This is a genomic window from Aquimarina macrocephali JAMB N27 (assembly GCF_000520995.1).
GTDB classification, from domain to species: domain Bacteria; phylum Bacteroidota; class Bacteroidia; order Flavobacteriales; family Flavobacteriaceae; genus Aquimarina; species Aquimarina macrocephali.
This window is the reverse complement of record NZ_JACA01000050.1, coordinates 61056-78687: the sequence shown is the minus strand read 5'-3', so window position 1 is coordinate 78687 and position 17632 is coordinate 61056. Positions and strand designations below refer to the sequence as shown.

Below are 17632 nucleotides of genomic sequence, written 5' to 3'. Positions count from 1 at the left end.
AAGTAACTATGAAACCACCGTTGTCATTATCATTAAGATTAATACTGTTACTACATAAAGGTTGGATGTCAATTATAGGGCCATCTAGTTTGGGTGAACAGGTTAGAATATCGTAAACAACTGTGTTAGTATCATAATCAAAGGAACTACCATTATTTATACTTAATTTTGATAAAATTCTAACAGCTCCTATATAATCAGATGGTAAAAAGGATGTAAGAGGTATTGATTGAGAATTTTGACCAATGGTAGTAGTCGCACTACCAATTTTTATGGGATTGTTACCACTAATTTGATAATACCATTCATATCTATAATTATGACAATCATTATCTGCTTTTAAAACGATATTTTCATCAATACATTTTTCTCTTAAAGTACCTGTAGGAATATCTAAAACTCCTTCCAAATTAGTTACTTTAGCTTGGGCATTATAATTACCTGTTCCAATTCCACAAATGCTTGAGTAGTTAATTTGAGTATCTGATATATTCGTACAATTTCTAACTCCACCCCCGTCTCGAGGATGCAAGAGACAATTCATCTCAAAAAATGTTATAACTCTTGTTGGTTCAACAGAATATATTCTACCAAAAGGACTTGTAGCACTAAGGATATCATATGTATCTATTACATTAGTACCATTAAATACTCTTGTGATTTTTGTTCTACTTAGTTCTCTAACACCATCACAACAGGTATTTATATTTTCAGAATAGTCAAATAAATATCTTTGAGAATAGATTTTACTCCCTCCGATTAATATAAAAACTATTAGAATTATTTGCTTCATTTTCAAATTTTAATATCTTACTTCAATCTCCTTCCATTCACTCACACTACCATCATTAAATACCGCTTTAAAAGCATATGTATATGTAGTATTTGGAGTTAGATTTTGATCTATCCACCCTTTATCATCTGGGGCTAACCGTTTATATAAGGTAAATGAATCTTCAACCCTCTTCCTATATACTTGTATCTCTACAGCATTCTCTTCTTTAAATCGCCAGGTGAGTTGTATAAATTTACCTTCACGATCTACTGTTGCATATAATCCTTTTACCCCGGGTTGCATCAATTTTCCTGGCATAACAATAACTACGGGAGGGGTCGGTTCGCTTTCCAGACCACTTTGATCCACTGTAATTAACGTGTACTGGTATTTCCTACCTGGATTCGTCTTTGTATCTGTAAAACTGGTAATAGAATCTATGCTTGTCTCATATATTTTCTCCCAAGGTTGGGTTATAGAGTCAGTTGCATTTTTTCTATATACTACAGTTGCTTCCCAATCATCAGACGAGCTGTTGACCCATGAGAAATCCACAGCACCTTCTTTTATTTCATAAGTTTTAAATACGGGTGATGTCGGTGGTATTCTATCAGGTTTTTTAAGTACTAAGGTATCCGAAGGTACAGATTCGTTATAACGGTTATCTAATGCTATTAATCGATAGTAAACTGCTTTGTCAAAAGAGGTCATATCGATACTATCAATAAAACTTTCATTAATAAGATTGGCTTTATTCAATTTTGTGAATTCCTGATCTTTACGATAGGCTCTCAAAATATCATATCCTTTTAAATCCAATTCAGTGTTTTTTACCCATTTTAGTGCAACTACACCTAATGTGTCTACAATTCCTTCCAGGCCTTGTGGTTTTTTTGGAGGAATACTATCTATAGGTTGTACCATAGCAGGAGGAGATTCTTTATAATCCTGATATTTCCCAAAAGCTTTGAGCTTAAAATAATTAATATCGGATAATGGCCCGTAAGTAATCTTTTTCTGATTAGGAGATATGCTATCAATTACAGTTTTATATGGCCCTACTGCTTTTTCGGCACGCAAAAGTTCGTATTTTCTAAGTTTCCATTGTTCTTCTTCGGCAAAAGTCCATTCCAGTTCTACTTCATTTTCAGAAATAATATTTGTACCAGAAATTACAGGTTCAGTTTTTATTTCTTTAAATCCTATTAATTCTGCTACTTCAGATGGGGGACTGGTTTCACTAAAATAGTTGATACCTACAATACGATACCAATATTTTTTACCATATTGAGGTATAGAATCGGTATAGGAAACTCCAGAATATGGTGTGTCTGCTAATTTGGTAATGGGAACATCGTTGATTTTATTAAAAACCTGACCATCTTCAGATCTTTCTAAATTGTATGCTGTGTAATAGGGGAGTAGTTGATCATACTCCCATACCAAAACAAATGCATTTTTATAGAAATACCCAAAAAAGTCAGATGGTTGTGGTAATTCTTCAATGTCTTTTGTGCTGATAAAGGCTCCAGAGGGCTCCAACTCCATTCGTTCTTTTGGGATAGCACTTTTTATGTTATAGAGATACTTTTCGTTTTCTTTAACATCGGTATCTACATATCCAAGTCCAGCATATTGAGCTACTTTAAAATCTTGATCAATAGCGAATAATGAAAATCCGAATCGACGATCCAACTCTTCACTTTCATAAAATACCCTAAGCAATTGATTTTCTTCTTGATTATCTACTTGAAAAGTTTCTCCATAAATAGCTTGCGCTGCAATAGCTGCCATATCGTTTTGCTGAATGAAACTTTCCCAGTCTTTTGGAGGTCTTGGTCTAATGGTATCTCCAGAAATTATTCTCTTTTCAGGATTAGTTAGAGGTTTTCCATCACGCAGCACAGTTGTACGTTCTACCACAAAACCGTATTGATTACTATATTTCCAGGCATATTTATCGGTTACTGCCCAACGCAATAGTATTGCTCCTTTTTTTGCGAAAGCTTTTACCACTATTTTCTTAGGAGTTTCTGTACTTTTCTCTTGTGCAGATATACTAATACTTAAGCTTCCAAAAAGCAACATTATATATAGTATGCAATATTTTAATTTCATCTATTTGTTTTTTCTATTGTTAGATGTAATCGCATAGCAATTATTTCTATGGTATAGAAATTCTTAACTATGCTCATTTCTTTTAAAAATAATTTTTATAATCTACTTTAATTTTGTTACCAGATGTTTTGTTTGGCAGTGCATACTGAAACTCTACCTGATATTTTTCTACATTAATATATGGGAATATACCATCAATGATATATTTATATTTTTGATAAGCATTAGTATCTATCGGATTAGTATTTAGATACCTGTTTACGATCACATATTGTAGATGCACAAAATCTTCTTTGTATGCTGCAGCAAGGTTCCATCGAAAAGGGAAACGCTCTTTTAGATAAGTGTTCTCTGGATTGTGTTGTACATATTCACTATATGTTAGAGAAGGTTTAATATTTTTCATAGGAGGTGTTCCCAAAACATTCTCATCTCTGTTTACCCGAATATTAGTATCCAAAGGATAGTTTTGATAGAGTAAAGGATGAATTTCTTTTTCATAATAATAATCAGACTTCATTCCAAGACCAGACATTAAAGGTTTGTTTAAACTATATCGGGTACCTAATACTTCATTAACATCAAATGGTTCGAATCTTGCAATTCTTAGCTCCATCTGTGCGGCATTAGAAGAACCATCCATAAAAGTATAGTAGTCTGTTATATCCATTGCCCTTATTTTCTCTTTGAAGGTATTAAATCTACTTGTGCTAAAATTGAATTCTAGTCGTGTTAAAGAAGCATTAGTAGAAGCATTTCCTGTAAGTGTATTTTGAGAAATAGATACATCATCACTTACATTAGTATAAGTCTCCTCTGAAGTACTACCATCATTGCTCTCTGAATCTAATTTTGAAGTTATTAGTTTATAAACAACTCCTGTTTCATTAGGCAACTTAGGAAGGTTGAAAGTTAATATGTTATTTGCCGTGTCGTAAGAAAACTGGGTTTTCGTGGATTTTCCATTTTCGGTAATAAAGAACAACTCGTCTTTAAAACCTTCTGTACCAAATAAGTAATCTTGCCCGCGTTCTAACTGTACATATCCAGTATTACTTTCTTTAGGAAGAACATAGCGTTGATCCACTATTGGGTACATATATTCGATATTTTTATACGGGATTTTTGTAGGAGCTTTGCCAGTAGTAAAGTTCACTGTTTTTTCTTCTACTATTGGTTGACCATTTTCGAGAACGGCTACCCATTGGCCTCCTTTATATTCATTAAATTGTACTTTTACCGTTGCAGTTATTTTTTTCTCAGGAGGTAAAATATCGTCTGGTTCAAAGATCATTATGTCTTTATTGCTGTTCCATACTTGTTCACCTGCAAGAGTAGTAGATCCTTCTTTTATTGTAATTTCTTTAAGTTCTACCTGGTATTTTTTTGAACCTAAATCATCACTGATTTCTACAACTTCGCCAATAGGTACATTAAAAGCAACTTGAACTGCTTCGAAAACATCTACTTTGTCACTGTTGTTTTCTGGAGAAATATCAGAGATAATGACGACTTCCTGTAGCCCTGTTTTACCTACAATTTCACATTCTTCACCAATAGTAACTTTAAGTCGAGCCTGCACGGTTACAAGACCTAATATTCTTACTTTTACACCGGCATAACCTTTTACGAACCAAGGGTTTGGTAGCTGGCCTTGTGCCAATACGGCTACTCCCGCTTTTAGAATAGGTATTCTTTTTCTGAAACCAAAAATTTTGATTTGAGCACCAATTTCTCCTTGTAGGAATGCATAGAGTTGCCCCGTGGCATACCATCCGTCCATACCTAATGGCCCTGCTTTTCCTTTACAATGCGCATCTCCAAAATCTTTGATCATAAAATCAAAGCCTACACCAGCTCTTACCGATGCATATATGATTCCCCAATCAAAACTTTTTCCTATTTCTACATATGCTCCAAAAGCATACCCGGTACCTTGTGCTAATTGACTATTAAAGTTTCTGCCAAAAAGAAGCTCATCTCCACTTAGGTTCAAAATATCAATCACTTCGGGTTTTGGTAATGCAGGATCAGGAAGAATTGTTCCCGTCATATAGTACAAGTCAAATGCGGCATCAAATGGTCCTATAGGGATACCAGCTACACCAAAACGCTTGGTAGGAGTACCAATATAGATGTACCAATCATCGGGGGCATCATAAAATTCGATATATCCCAATCTGTTTTTCTCTCCGGCACCTCTAATCTGACCAAGATTAAGGAATACATCAAACATCCCCCAGTAGGTATCATTTCTAAAATCAAAATCGATAGCTAATTGCGCAGCAAATTGTTCTTTACCGGTTAAGATATTCGGAAATACTTCTGTAGCAAAATATTTAATCCCTTCCTTATCAATGGACATCTCATGGAAGTTACTGATTGACTTTTCTTTTTCTGCTAATTTCTTTTGCATACCATCTACAGTCCCGAAAGGAGCATTACCGCCGCTACCACCACCACTGCTACCACCAGAAGTCATTAATGCTGCACCACCATAGAATCCAAGCCTGCTGATTCCCCCACCAGCAGATTGACTGTTGAAACTCATTTCGATAGCAAATAACCCTGTAAAGGTTGCTGATTTTTTTACCTCAAAAGCGGCCATAGCTTTAAAGCCAAATTCGGTATCTATATCGGGACGATAATAAATTCCCGACATGCTTTCTGCACGTTCATCCATCCCTGCTTTTCGCATATGATGGTAGACCCCACCACCGATATCATGGATTTTTAAGGCTTTATCACTCTTGCTTGAAAGCGGTCTGCCAAAAGCATCGACATACCAATACCTAAAATCGTCTTGTCGTCCAAAAATTCCTTTAGCTTCGAGTTCGATTTTCAGACTTTCGGCATATAGTCTAAGTTTACCAGATAGTCCTTTTCCGTATATTGGATTATCCCTAAAAAAGGCAAGTTTACCATAAAATTCAAAGTTTTTACGCTTTACATCAACTTCAACTTCATCGATTTCAATTTTATCGAATTGCCATTTTAAATAATCTCCTTCTTTTAGTTTTCCTATAATACGAAGCCTAACATCTCCTTTGATCCCTGATTTATCGAGATTGAGATAACTATTAAGTCCTATTTCTGCACGATCATCTTCATATACTTTTGCTTTGATATCATAAAACCCTAATTGAAACCCTGCAATTTTGGGCAGTGCAATAGTGTCTTTGAATCCCATGTATTTTATAGAGAGGTAGGGGCGTGTTTTTGTCTGAATTTTAAAATTTTGAAAGGAAAGACCATCAAAATTAAGAGATTCTATATCGTCTACATCTCTATCTTTATCCTGTGATGATATGGCATTTAGAGAATCTTTTTGAGCCTTATTAAAGGCCATAAGCCCGGTGAGGTTAGCTTCGGGATAAAACTTTCCGTTCTCTACCTCCATTTTAATATAGGACTCGGGAAATAGCTTTGCTTTACTTTTAAAAATATTGAAATCTACATCTTCTGTTACTTCTACCCGAACGCTGTAGTGTTGATCTGCAGTAATCAATCCTTTGTAACCCAGAGCTCCATTACTACTAGAATCGGATTTACTAATTGGGAGTACTAGTTCTCCGCTAAAATCGGCTTTGATAAAATGATTGACCTGTATATCTACATTTACAGAATCTAGTGAATATTGCCATTTACCAGCATTTCCTTCATTAATATTAAATAAATTAGATGCAAAAAAGTTCCCAGATACTCCAAAGTTATCGATTAGTAAACCTTTTGCTCCAAAAGAAATACGTTCTTCAGACTTTGTAATCTGAAATTCTGGTGGCAGAGTGACACTTACTTCATTACCATAAAAGCCACGCCATAATTCTTTTTGATTTGAAGGGATTAATTGTTGCTCATCATAGATTTTAGGGAAATCTACTAGTGGTGAGTTTTTGGTATCACTAAGATCCAATACTACATCATGCATTTTGAACGCCCACCCAGGTAAAGGTTTAAGTTCGAATTTTGGTAAATCCAGTTCGATTAAAAGATCTTGTAACGAGGTTGCTACAAAACTGAAACTAGCTCCTACATAACTTTCATTACCGGCAGGGTTTTTACCATCTTGTGGTTTTGTTTCTCCCGGAAATTTTTTGGTACCATCATCATTTAATGGAATTGCCACCGTTTTGGCAATTCGTACATCGGCTTCTAGCGCTATTTCTTTTACTTTACCCGTACAATCGATGGTGATATACGTTTGTTTTGTAGCACTACCATCACTCTCTAATCCTCCTTTAAAAGTGATAATCCATTGTCCACCACTTTGTCCTATCGGAAAATCACCTAACAGGTTTAATTGTGCTTCACCATAAATTCCTCCTTCATGAGATAGTTTTACATTATTAGCTCCAAAAAACAATTCGGTGCTTAATTCACCTAATGTAAGTTTTGCAAATAAATCTACTTCAGAATAGTTAGCATGTAACTTGGCCTTTACAATACCAATGGTAATTGATGAATTTGTGGATACTTGTTTTTTGATTCCAACAGGAAATTGAAGTAACTCTTTACCACTGATGATATTGATGAAATTTTCCTGCTTTTCTATCTCTTTAAATAGTTCTTTGGCTTTACTGACCAAAGAATCTGTTTTTGGAGTAGGTTTATAGATTTTTTTGATATAATCTTTGGTAAATTCTGCCAATCCCTGAAAGAAATTTTCGGCAGGAGCACCTGTCGATGGAGTTTCTAATTCTGGAAAAGACCGAAACTGCTTGGTATTGTATTTACGTAAAGCATAGGCACTACCCGCCTGATCCTTTATCCGTTTTGCTTTAAAAGCAGCTAATCGCTGTAATGCCAGCGAGTCTAGTCCTTTGGCTATCGGGTTTTTATATAACGACGATGCCGTACTTTTCTTTTTGGCAACCGATAACGAATCTTTACCAGTATTGGCAAAGCAGGCTACCGATAGAAGCAGGGTAAGTAAGAGTAAATGGTAGTTTTTCATGCTATTTTGGTTTACTTTTTACTATTGTTTAATGTTTTTATTTTTTTAGTCATTTTTATTGTTTGACTTTTTGCTTTTGATTACCCAGCAAAGTTTGAAGACTTTGCAAAAGTGGGTTTGTTTACTATGAATATCCTTTTGGATGCTCATTTTTCTCTTAATTTTACGAGAATAAGACAACACTTATGCTAGTAATAATTTTTAGACAGAGGTGTTTTCTAGTTGTTTTTCGAATACAAATAAAGTTCCGTCATTATCTAATTGATATAAATGATTCTTTGATGCTTTAGGAGTATGTGTGCCTAAATTTTGTGTTTCAAAATTGTATTTCCAATCTATTTTAAAAGTTTTTCTATTTAAGGCGAATAAACAATCATAAGACCATTTTTCATCATTTTTATTTTGTTCCATCATGGCCGTTAAGAATAAATGAGTCTCTGTAAAGGGATTGTCTGTGATCTGCTTTATAAAAAAAATATTACTTTTTTGAAGTTCTTCAATGAGATCTATATGCTTTATTTTGTTTGTATCTAGTTCTATTTCAATATAATTGGTTCCAATAGCTCCAATAAGTTTTTTATTCTCTATATCTAAAACGAAACTACTAGGCTCTGGTATAACTCCTTCTATTTGAGAACCTATATTGATTTTGGGAATTTCTTTCCACTCTTTTTCCTTTACTCCTGTATGAGCATTTAATGTCAAAATCGAGTTCGCTGTAGTAGGTAATATTATTTCATTATTAAATGTTCCTAGTATATGACTTGCTAAAGATTCATCGCTAAATTCCCATAAAACAGTTCCGTTTTGGATATTATAAGATGTTAGTTTGTTCATATCTTGAAAAACAATGATATTCTCGTTGATATAAACAGGAACACAGTAACTAGTTTTGATCCTAAAATCTTGAATAACCTTATTTGTAGTATAATTGAAAAGAACCCAATTACAAACAATGCTCCCATCATCATTAAATATCGTATTTACTGATGCAATTCTATTTGTTGGGGTTTTAATAAAAGTGTCAAAAAGTATGATATCATTTGAAAACTCTTGGATTGTTATTAAATTAGTATCTATGATTAGCTGTCGTTCTTCTTTATTTACAATAATATGATTATGATCTAATAAACTTCCTCCAATGATGTTTTCTCCAGAAATTTTTTTAAAATTATAATACAGATGATCAGAATAGTGTAACATCTGTTCATTTACATAATAATATTGTACATTTTTGTTTGTGTGACTTAATTTATACATCATTCAATTTTTATAAATTTATACAGCCTATCATCTAAAGTGTCTACCCAATTATTAAAAACTGTTTTTTTACTATTTTTTAATATATTGAGTTGATTTGCTGGAATAGCACCAAAAAGACTTGTTCTTAAATTTTGATTACCCCAAATAGCATTAAAAGTTTCATCCGGTTTGAGTTTAATAAATTCTTTAAATTGATTTTTCATATTACTCAAAGCGGTAGTTTTGTTCGCCCAACCATGTGCATTTAATTTTTTAAAGTGTACTACAAATTCAAAATTGTCAAAACTTGAAATATTTTTTAAATACCCTTCTACAAACTGTTGAGTAACATGAGCGTTTCCTTTTAATGGATAGTCTACAAAATTTACATTTTTAAGTTCTATATATTTATTTGCTTGGGTAAGTAAGTCATATTTATTACTTCCTACAGCGAACGTTCCACCGAAGGATTTAATGTCACCACCTTTAAATCCCCGTTTTTTTAACAAATAAAGAGTTTGATACATTTCGGCAATTATGGGAGAATTAGGGTTTGCCATGGCCGATCCATTTAAGTTAATGCGTTTAACCCATCTATAAAATTGATTGGCTCCTCCTTGCGAAATATCAAAATTATCAACTAAATATTTGAACTCATCCAAAAACTCATCCATATTAGAGAAATATCTGGATAATCCTGTAGCGGATCCAGCCGCATTACAATGCAACACTCTGTTTTTTTCTAAAACAATACTTAGTTCATCGGCCCAATTGTCTCCAAGTTTATTTTTGAAATTTACATCATTTAATAAACCTTTAATTTTGTTTAATGTAGGAACATCTTTTGTAAATACTCTTGTTTGCTGAAATGCATCAAACAGAAATAACCATGATCCAATGCCATCATTATTATCTATAAACTCCTTTACAGCTGGTCCTAGTTGTTTGTCGGTTAAATCATTTGCTAAACCACCAATAGGACAGGAGGGCTGTGCAATTGAAACTGTACTTATACTAAAAAATAGTATTAGCAATAAAACTATATAGTTTTTAAGATTTTTCATTGACATATTTTTTACTTACAAAATGGTCTTTCAGGAAATTTACTTCGTAATCTTTTCCATGAATTTGCTAATTCTAGTTTTTTAGCTTGATCTGTAACATTGAAGATTGCCTTAAAAGCATTACTCCCTTGTTCATATTCTGTTTTAAAAGCGTTAACCATATCATCAGTCCAACCTGCCGGAGCAGGTGTTAAGAAAGCGAAAAGATCATCACTTAATTTAGCAGCATCATCGAAATATTTAGCAATTTTCTGTTTGTTTTCAGATGAGTTTAGACGATTAACAACTTCATCTGCTTTTGTTGCATTTGTAGTTAAAGGTGTAGTTACTATAACTTCATCTGCTTTAACTGCGTTTTTGAGTCTACTCCTTAAAATAACTTCTCCTGCATCTGTTTTTTTGGCAACAACAACAAAAACATCTTGCGCTGCATTTGATCCTAATTTAAGATATCCTGCCCCAACAGGTAACGCAAGTCCTAATGCATAAAACGGAGCTTTACTTAAATCCCCCCTGGCAGAAGCATAGATGAACCCAAGAGCATCTCCCGCTGAGTCGAGTGGTGGTACCGGAATTAAACTTAGACCATCAGCAAGTCCATACACAAGTGGATCAAAAACAGTGAATTTGTCAAAATTGTAGAAATGTAAATCGGGGTTCAGATAGTCATTAAACCCAAAGTATATATTGAAATTTTGACCAAAACCAAAATATGCAGTTTGACTTAAAAAGTATGCATGAGTTACATCTTGGTTAGGAATATAAACTTCCCTAAGCTTCCCTAAATTGGTCGGTTGATGATATTTCCAAGTAGATTTGTTCCCTATGACATCAAGATTAACCTCTTTGGAATCAGCATCTAGATATAGATCTTTGATTTGAGATTTTATGGATTTATATTGATTTAGTAGATTAGTAATTTGGTTTTCATCGCTAGAGTTTACATGAGCAAATTGAGATATAACTCCAATTGCTTGGCTACGTAAATTATCTATTTGAGAGATGTAATTTGATTTGTAAAATTGTAAAACATTTATAGCATCATATCCAGCTGTTTTTTCCTTACCTAAGGCAGTTTCCGCCATGGAACCATCTGCTTTTATGTAAAACCTTTTTATGAATAATGGTTTTTCAATTTGTTTAAAAATTTCAAGAATTCCTTGAGAAATTTTTGATTTTTGCTGATAAGTGGAGTTATTAGTTACGATACCATTTTGACTTTCTCCATATCCAATATTATAACAGCTATCGTTATTAAAAAAACCTACTCCAAATATTGATTCATAATTAGAATATGGGACGATTATATGGACTATTTTTTTATTACCTATCAAGGATTCATTATGCTCAATTGATCGTATAGCTATATCGTTAATTTGATTATTTTGTAGCGAGTGATTATTTTCAATTTGTATAAATGAAACTACAACATATGTACCGGGCATTTTATATGTGAGTAAGTGTAGTTTATCTTCTAAAATTTCAAGCTCACTATTTTTGACTATTGAAGATACAGTACTAGGGAATTGAATGTGATTAAACACTCCTTTCATTCTTACTTCATTTTTAGAAGATTGAGGTATGTTTGATAAGGCATTTTTTAAATATTCGTTTAGCGTATTTTGATAATTGTTCATTTTAGCTAAATCATCTTGATTAGAGGTGTCAAAATAATCAAACCTATCACATCTACTCCCGTCATTAGAAGTTTTATCCCTACAAGGAATAATTCCTTGATATTCCATTGCAGAATTGTCCGTGAATTTGAAATTTGGTTTATTTTTTACATGTTCCCAAGTGGTTTTGTAATAAGAGTCCGAACCACAACGACCATTATCTCTGTAAAGAAAAATTTCATCGGTATTTGTGAGTGTTTTGTATTCTAATTTTAAAACGTCATTTGAGTTTTTATGAACATAACCAATAAATTTTGTGCCATCAAAGGATGCTATATAATGTTTGCTGTCGTAATAAACCCCAGGAATGCTCCCTTTTGTGACGGGTGCAGAATTAGCTCTACTAGTAATTACGTTTGATTGATCAAATCTAAAAGGCTTCCAGTCTGGAGTTAACCACGTTCTGTTGGCAAGTTCTCCATCCTGATCATCTTGAAACAAGTATAATTTTAGGCTAGGATCGCTCATAGTTGCCCAATTGGGATAGCCTAGTTCTGTACCATTGCCATAATCCATTAACCAGGTATTGGCCTGTCCAGAATTATCTGGATTTTCTCCAAAAGGATGCGCTAGAGTGTATACCCCATGACCTAGCTCATGAGCAGCTACCTTAAGGGCAGAATCTTTTTTCTCTAAACCGTCACCCATGTGTTTTTCGAAAAGGAATCCCCATTGTCGGGTTTTGGGCATAAAACCACTTAGGGATTTAGAAACCGTAAACTCATTTCCAAGTACAAAAATGAAGTATTGTCTAGAGTCGTAATCTGGATATTGTTTTTTGAATTCCTGATAAATATTCTTAAGCTCGGTCGGGTAATCTGATAATAGTCCGCTTCCGTCATAATCTATGATACCATTTTTATCACCGGTATCCCATGAATCCTGTGTAATGGTAAGATTGATTACATCGGGTTTCACTTTAAATTCCCCACCGGCACGGCCAAAAATATCATTTAACTCTGCTTCGAAGTTGGTTATGGCATTTCCGCCATTTACGGTTACAACTTGCACAGGTACTTCTGTATGTTTCTTAATATGATGAACAAAGAAACTTGCGGCTATTTTATATTTATTATCAGCGGCATTTAAATATGTAACGACACATTCTTCGGTACGATAAGGATTAGCACCAGGTACAGTTATTTTATAAGTATTTGTGCCTACTATTCTCTCATGTTTTATTGCTTTGTTTTCTACTGTTTTTATAATAAGACTATCAATGTTTATTTTGGCATCACTAATCTCTATATCTGCATAAAACACATCATCCTCTCCTTGCACGGCTGCTTTATGGGCTGGATAATAGGATTCACCGGCAGAAGCATTTATTTTAGGATATTTTGAGGTTTCATAATCATTATTAACCTGATCCAAGGCAAAACGAGTATCGCTATCTGTTCTAAAAGTAACCTTAACCACATCATTTGTAATCGCATCAACATATGGATCATCTACAGTACCACCATGAGTACCTGATCTGATACCATCTGCATTATTTGAAGTTAAAGGAGGAGATGGATCTCCCTGACCAGTCTGGGTAATATTACCCTTATCATCTACAGTCCATTCATCTCCACTAGCATCGGTAATGGTATACGTATCTCCTTCATCATAATCAAAAGTATCTTGAGAGCCGTCTGGTTTTGTAATGATAATCTGCCCATCGGTAATGCTAATATCATTAGTGTCGATATCATAATCCAATTGAGGAATTTCGGTGTTATCACCGCCTGTTACAACATCTGCAATATCTTCTACAACATCAATGACCTCATCAATATCAAGAATGTTTCCCCAGCTGGGATCATACACTGTTACGACTGTACCTTCTGCAAGCTGACTTTCATTATTTACAAATATATTTGTGAAATTTACAGCTACTTTGATGTTTTTAAAATAAGGGAAAGAGACATATCCTTTTCCAGAAAACCGGCCATTACTTCCATTGGCTTCTATTACCTTAACCGGAAAATCACCAGCTTTAAATATATTACCGGGTAAAAGCTGTTCTAGTGGTTCCATATTCTCGATATTCATATCGGGAGAAATACCACAGTCGATAAGACTGGTTTCATCACTTTCTTCTAGTGTAGTAAACGTTTGTAAGATAGAGTACTCACTTTCAGAAATAAGACATTTTTTGTTTACCTGGTACTCATATGTTGTCCCAGGGCGTAAGTCCCATAGTGTTATCCAATTGCCGCTGGTTCTAGAAAAAAACCATTCATTATTATTTCCTTTTTCACGATAGCGAACTATAAATTCTGGAACATCGGTAGTAAAGTCATCCCATAATATGTTTGCTTGTTGCGCCCCTTTTACTTCGTGTCGTGCATTATTAGGAGTGTCACATGGTGCCACATAATTAAACCAGTAAACTTCACTAAAACCATTATTTTTAAATAGCCCTATTTCTTCTGCACCATTTAATGCTTTTGCCTGTACTCTCCATGCATATCGTTTGTTTGGTAAAAATAGAGGATCTGCAGGTCCGTATAAATAGGAAGTGTTTGTTGTTGTAGTTTGAAAGAATGGAGGAGATGCTAAAAATGCGGCTTGAGGGTTTATAGTTTGATCCCATATTTCTACAATACTCAATTCATACTGTACATTACTTACATTGATATGTCTCGGAGTCCATTGAAACATTAAGTTTAATGGGTTCTGTTCGGTAATATCATCCCGATTATAAGGAGTAACTAATAATGGTGGTTCATTCTGAAAAATATATGTTGTTGCACAGGTTTTTTGTGATATACGTGCACCGGTAAGTGAGTCAAAAACCTCAAAGCAGAACTGATAAGAACCTTCTGGTATAGATTGTCCATAAATTGTAGGAGATATCCCAGTGATATTTTCAAAGGCAAAATAAGGAGCAAGTTCTACATTGGTTAATGTTAGCGGGATACCTCCTTCTATAAATAAAGAAGGTGCGCCTATAACAACATCTTTACTCTGAAAAGCAATCCCATTACCTTCAAAATAAGTTTTTAACCTAATCTCACGATTTGCAACAGAGAGGTCATTTAAAATGATCTGAAGTCGTAAAGGGCTATTCGTGGAGGATACGTCTGCATATGAAGAGAAATAAATAGGAGCAGGCGGTATTGGCTGAGGTAACAATGTCACCGGAAAAGTCTGTGATCGTATACCTTGTAATGCAAAAAGTGCAATAAGGAACAGAAAGTGTAACTGTTTCTTCATGGGTTAAATTGGTTTTAAATCTTATCTATATATCTAAGTTCGAACTTATCAGGATTTACCTCTTCAAGTGACTTATGGTAGTAGAAATCAATGATTTGGACTTCCAAATATAAGTTAATTTTTTTAACATCTTTTTCTTCTTCTTCATATAACTTAAAAGCATTTTGTGCTTCACGCTTTTTAAATGCAGCGATCAGATCATCAGGTTTTTTAACCGCTTCAATGCTGGTATACCTATCGAATTTTTTCTTCATCCATCGATGACCTACTAATTTCTTCTGCCTGTTATCAAGTTCTTTATTAAGTTCTTCTATTTCTTTTATATGATCAGGAGACTCTTTTTTAAGTTCATCCAATTCTATTTTGGTTTTTACAAAACTTCGTTCAAGCTTAAAATCAATAAACTGCATATCATCTTTCAAACTTTTTATAACTTCATAGAGTATAGTATCGTACGCTTTTAAGAAATCTTCATAGCTATAAAGTACTGCTAAAAACTCTAAAGCTTTTTCTTTATACAGTTCTGGTTTTGTCTGTTCCTTTACTGTAGCGAACAAGAAATTTAGATCTCCTTGTTTTTCTTGAGGGATATTTAAGAACCTTGAACTGTTCTTTACATTAGTAAGTTGCTCTGTGATTTCTGGGATAGTACCACTATAGACTACAGAGCGATATCTAAATTGTAATGTACCTAACTTGGCTATATCTTCTTCGTTCAAAAGTTTTCTATTGCGTTTTTTGAACTTTATCTTAAAGGTGTCAAAGGTATATGTGTACCCTAAAGTTGCTGTAAAATCTGTATTATTACCAGTATTTGTATTTCTAAATAGTGAAAGTAGGTTTAGATTTAGGTTATGACTTTCATAAAAAGAATAATTACCTCCTAATCTAATATTATAAATATCATTTTGTTTTTCGCCATTATTGAACGCAGCATTATATGAACTAGAGAAATTAGTTCTTAGTTTTTTGTCAAAAAAAGACTTGGTAGCGCTAAGTGTAGGCCCTAAAGTTAGATTATCGGTTACTCCAACGGTATTATATGAAACATTGGCAGCCAACGAAAAATTAAGTGAGTTTTTGGGATAACCCAAAGTGTATGCCGAAGCAACGTTATAAAATTTTGATAATCCGTTCTCTATAGTTGTTCCACCTTGTTTATTGTCAGAGTTTTGATAGGTAAGGTTTAGATTAACGGCTTGCTGTTTACTCTCTGTTTTTTTTAGCGTGTAATTGATCCCTAGATTTGCATTTTGAGATATTTGACGATAATTAAGTGTATCTATGTTATCAAATTGATTAACCTCATTAATAAAATCAAATTGATTCTGAATATTAGTATAAGATTGAAAATTAGAATACCCGGCATTAATAGAAAGTTTTTCTGAACTTGTATATGTAATATTAACTGCACTTACGATGCGTTGTAATTCTGAGCTTTTAGTATCGTCTAGGTTATCTCGTTGAAGACCAGCATTAACATTAAGACTAACTTTATTGTTAAAGATGCTTTGAGAAGCATTTAAAGTTATGTTTTCGAGGTCATTGTTGAAGTAATAAGCACCAAAAGTTCTATAACCGGGATCAATACGCTCATACCCAACACCAACAGAACCATTACCTGCAGGATAGTCAAGTTGAGCCTTTAACGCATTGTAATAGTTTGTGGTTAAATTTTCGTTTAATAAAAAAGAAAGAGTTCCTGTTGATGTTCGTGATTCTAACGCCTGAGTGTCTTCAGTAATTCCCGAAATTGCGTATTCTAAATATATTTTGGCTTTTTCAAATATTGTGAAATTGGTTTCTGCACTTACCACAGCGTTTTCCTTTGGGGTTAACTCTAATTCTATTGGAAATGAATTTTGAATCGAAGTTTCATCATCTTTTGCAGTAAAAAATATAAGTCCAATTGAAGCTTTTTCGAATGCGTAAGAGGTTTTAAATCCAAATCCCATTCGTTTATAAGCAGGTATTGCTTCTGGAGTTTCTGGATTATATTCAGATTCTTTAAGGAATCTACCATAAAGTGCACTTATTTTAAAAGGTCCATTGGGGGTAAGATCAACTCCTCCTCCTGTAAATTGATGACCGCTTAGTGTATATGGAGAAAAAGTCATAGAAACATCACCTATATGGGTTGCTACCCATTTATAAGAAGGATGGATACTTAGGCGGTTTATTTTGAAAGGTGTACTATATCCAAAATCCTGATTGGTATATGAAAAGGATAAAGGGATGTTATAGACACCACTAATATTGAAATTAAGATTACCATTTACGAAATAAGTAAAAGGGTCTCGATTTGCAGTACCATCATAAAATACACCATTACCAGAAATTCCACCATTAAATCGAAGTAGGGGAACCTTACCTATTTGCTCCAGATTTTGACTTGAAGCAATTAAAGTAAAGCCCAGAAAAAAGATGAGTAGTTTTAGTTTCAATGTGTAATAACTATGTTGGGATAACGAAATTAATACAATTTTAACAATTCACCAATAGAATTTTCTAATATTCAATATCCTAGCTTATGGCACACTATGACTACATTATAAGTGTATTGTAATATACATAAATGCTAAGAACATATATAAATTAA

At 33.7% G+C, this 17632-nt stretch carries 7 protein-coding genes; all 7 read right to left on the bottom strand.

Annotation, left to right across the window (positions count from 1 at the left end; all coding sequences use genetic code 11):
• Nucleotides 1-793, bottom strand: a 793-nt coding sequence (locus Z054_RS0123405) for a hypothetical protein (RefSeq protein ID WP_024772449.1), incomplete at its 3' end; no start/stop codon positions are given.
• A gap of 9 nt (nt 794-802) precedes the next feature.
• Complete coding sequence (locus Z054_RS0123400) at nt 803-2893, bottom strand: fibronectin type III domain-containing protein (protein ID WP_152538659.1); 2091 nt, start codon at nt 2891-2893, stop codon at nt 803-805.
• Between the two features lie 82 nt (nt 2894-2975).
• Nucleotides 2976-7847, bottom strand: a complete 4872-nt coding sequence (locus Z054_RS0123395; RefSeq protein WP_024772447.1) for a hypothetical protein — start codon at nt 7845-7847, stop codon at nt 2976-2978.
• 201 nt (nt 7848-8048) lie between these two features.
• Nucleotides 8049-9110, bottom strand: a complete 1062-nt coding sequence (locus Z054_RS0123390; RefSeq protein ID WP_024772446.1) for a hypothetical protein — start codon at nt 9108-9110, stop codon at nt 8049-8051.
• Complete coding sequence (locus Z054_RS0123385; RefSeq protein WP_024772445.1) at nt 9107-10153, bottom strand: hypothetical protein; 1047 nt, start codon at nt 10151-10153, stop codon at nt 9107-9109. The genes Z054_RS0123390 and Z054_RS0123385 overlap by 4 nt, the downstream gene beginning before the upstream one ends.
• Nucleotides 10154-10164: 11 nt before the next feature.
• A complete protein-coding gene (locus Z054_RS0123380) occupies nt 10165-15033 on the bottom strand; it encodes a fibronectin type III domain-containing protein (protein WP_024772444.1) in 4869 nt (1622 codons plus the stop codon).
• 14 nt (nt 15034-15047) lie between these two features.
• Nucleotides 15048-17477: a hypothetical protein gene (locus tag Z054_RS0123375; RefSeq protein ID WP_024772443.1), complete on the bottom strand. Its 2430-nt coding sequence runs from the start codon at nt 17475-17477 to the stop codon at nt 15048-15050.
• Nucleotides 17478-17632: the final 155 nt, after the last annotated feature.

Bases quoted from the DNA above. Each gene is read 5' to 3' on its own strand.
- Z054_RS0123400 (WP_152538659.1), bottom strand. From the start codon at position 2,893: ATGAAATTAAAATATTGCATACTATATATAATGTTGCTTTTTGGAAGC.
- Z054_RS0123395 (WP_024772447.1), bottom strand. From the start codon at position 7,847: ATGAAAAACTACCATTTACTCTTACTTACCCTGCTTCTATCGGTAGCC.
- Z054_RS0123390 (WP_024772446.1), bottom strand. From the start codon at position 9,110: ATGATGTATAAATTAAGTCACACAAACAAAAATGTACAATATTATTAT.
- Z054_RS0123385 (WP_024772445.1), bottom strand. From the start codon at position 10,153: ATGAAAAATCTTAAAAACTATATAGTTTTATTGCTAATACTATTTTTT.
- Z054_RS0123380 (WP_024772444.1), bottom strand. From the start codon at position 15,033: ATGAAGAAACAGTTACACTTTCTGTTCCTTATTGCACTTTTTGCATTA.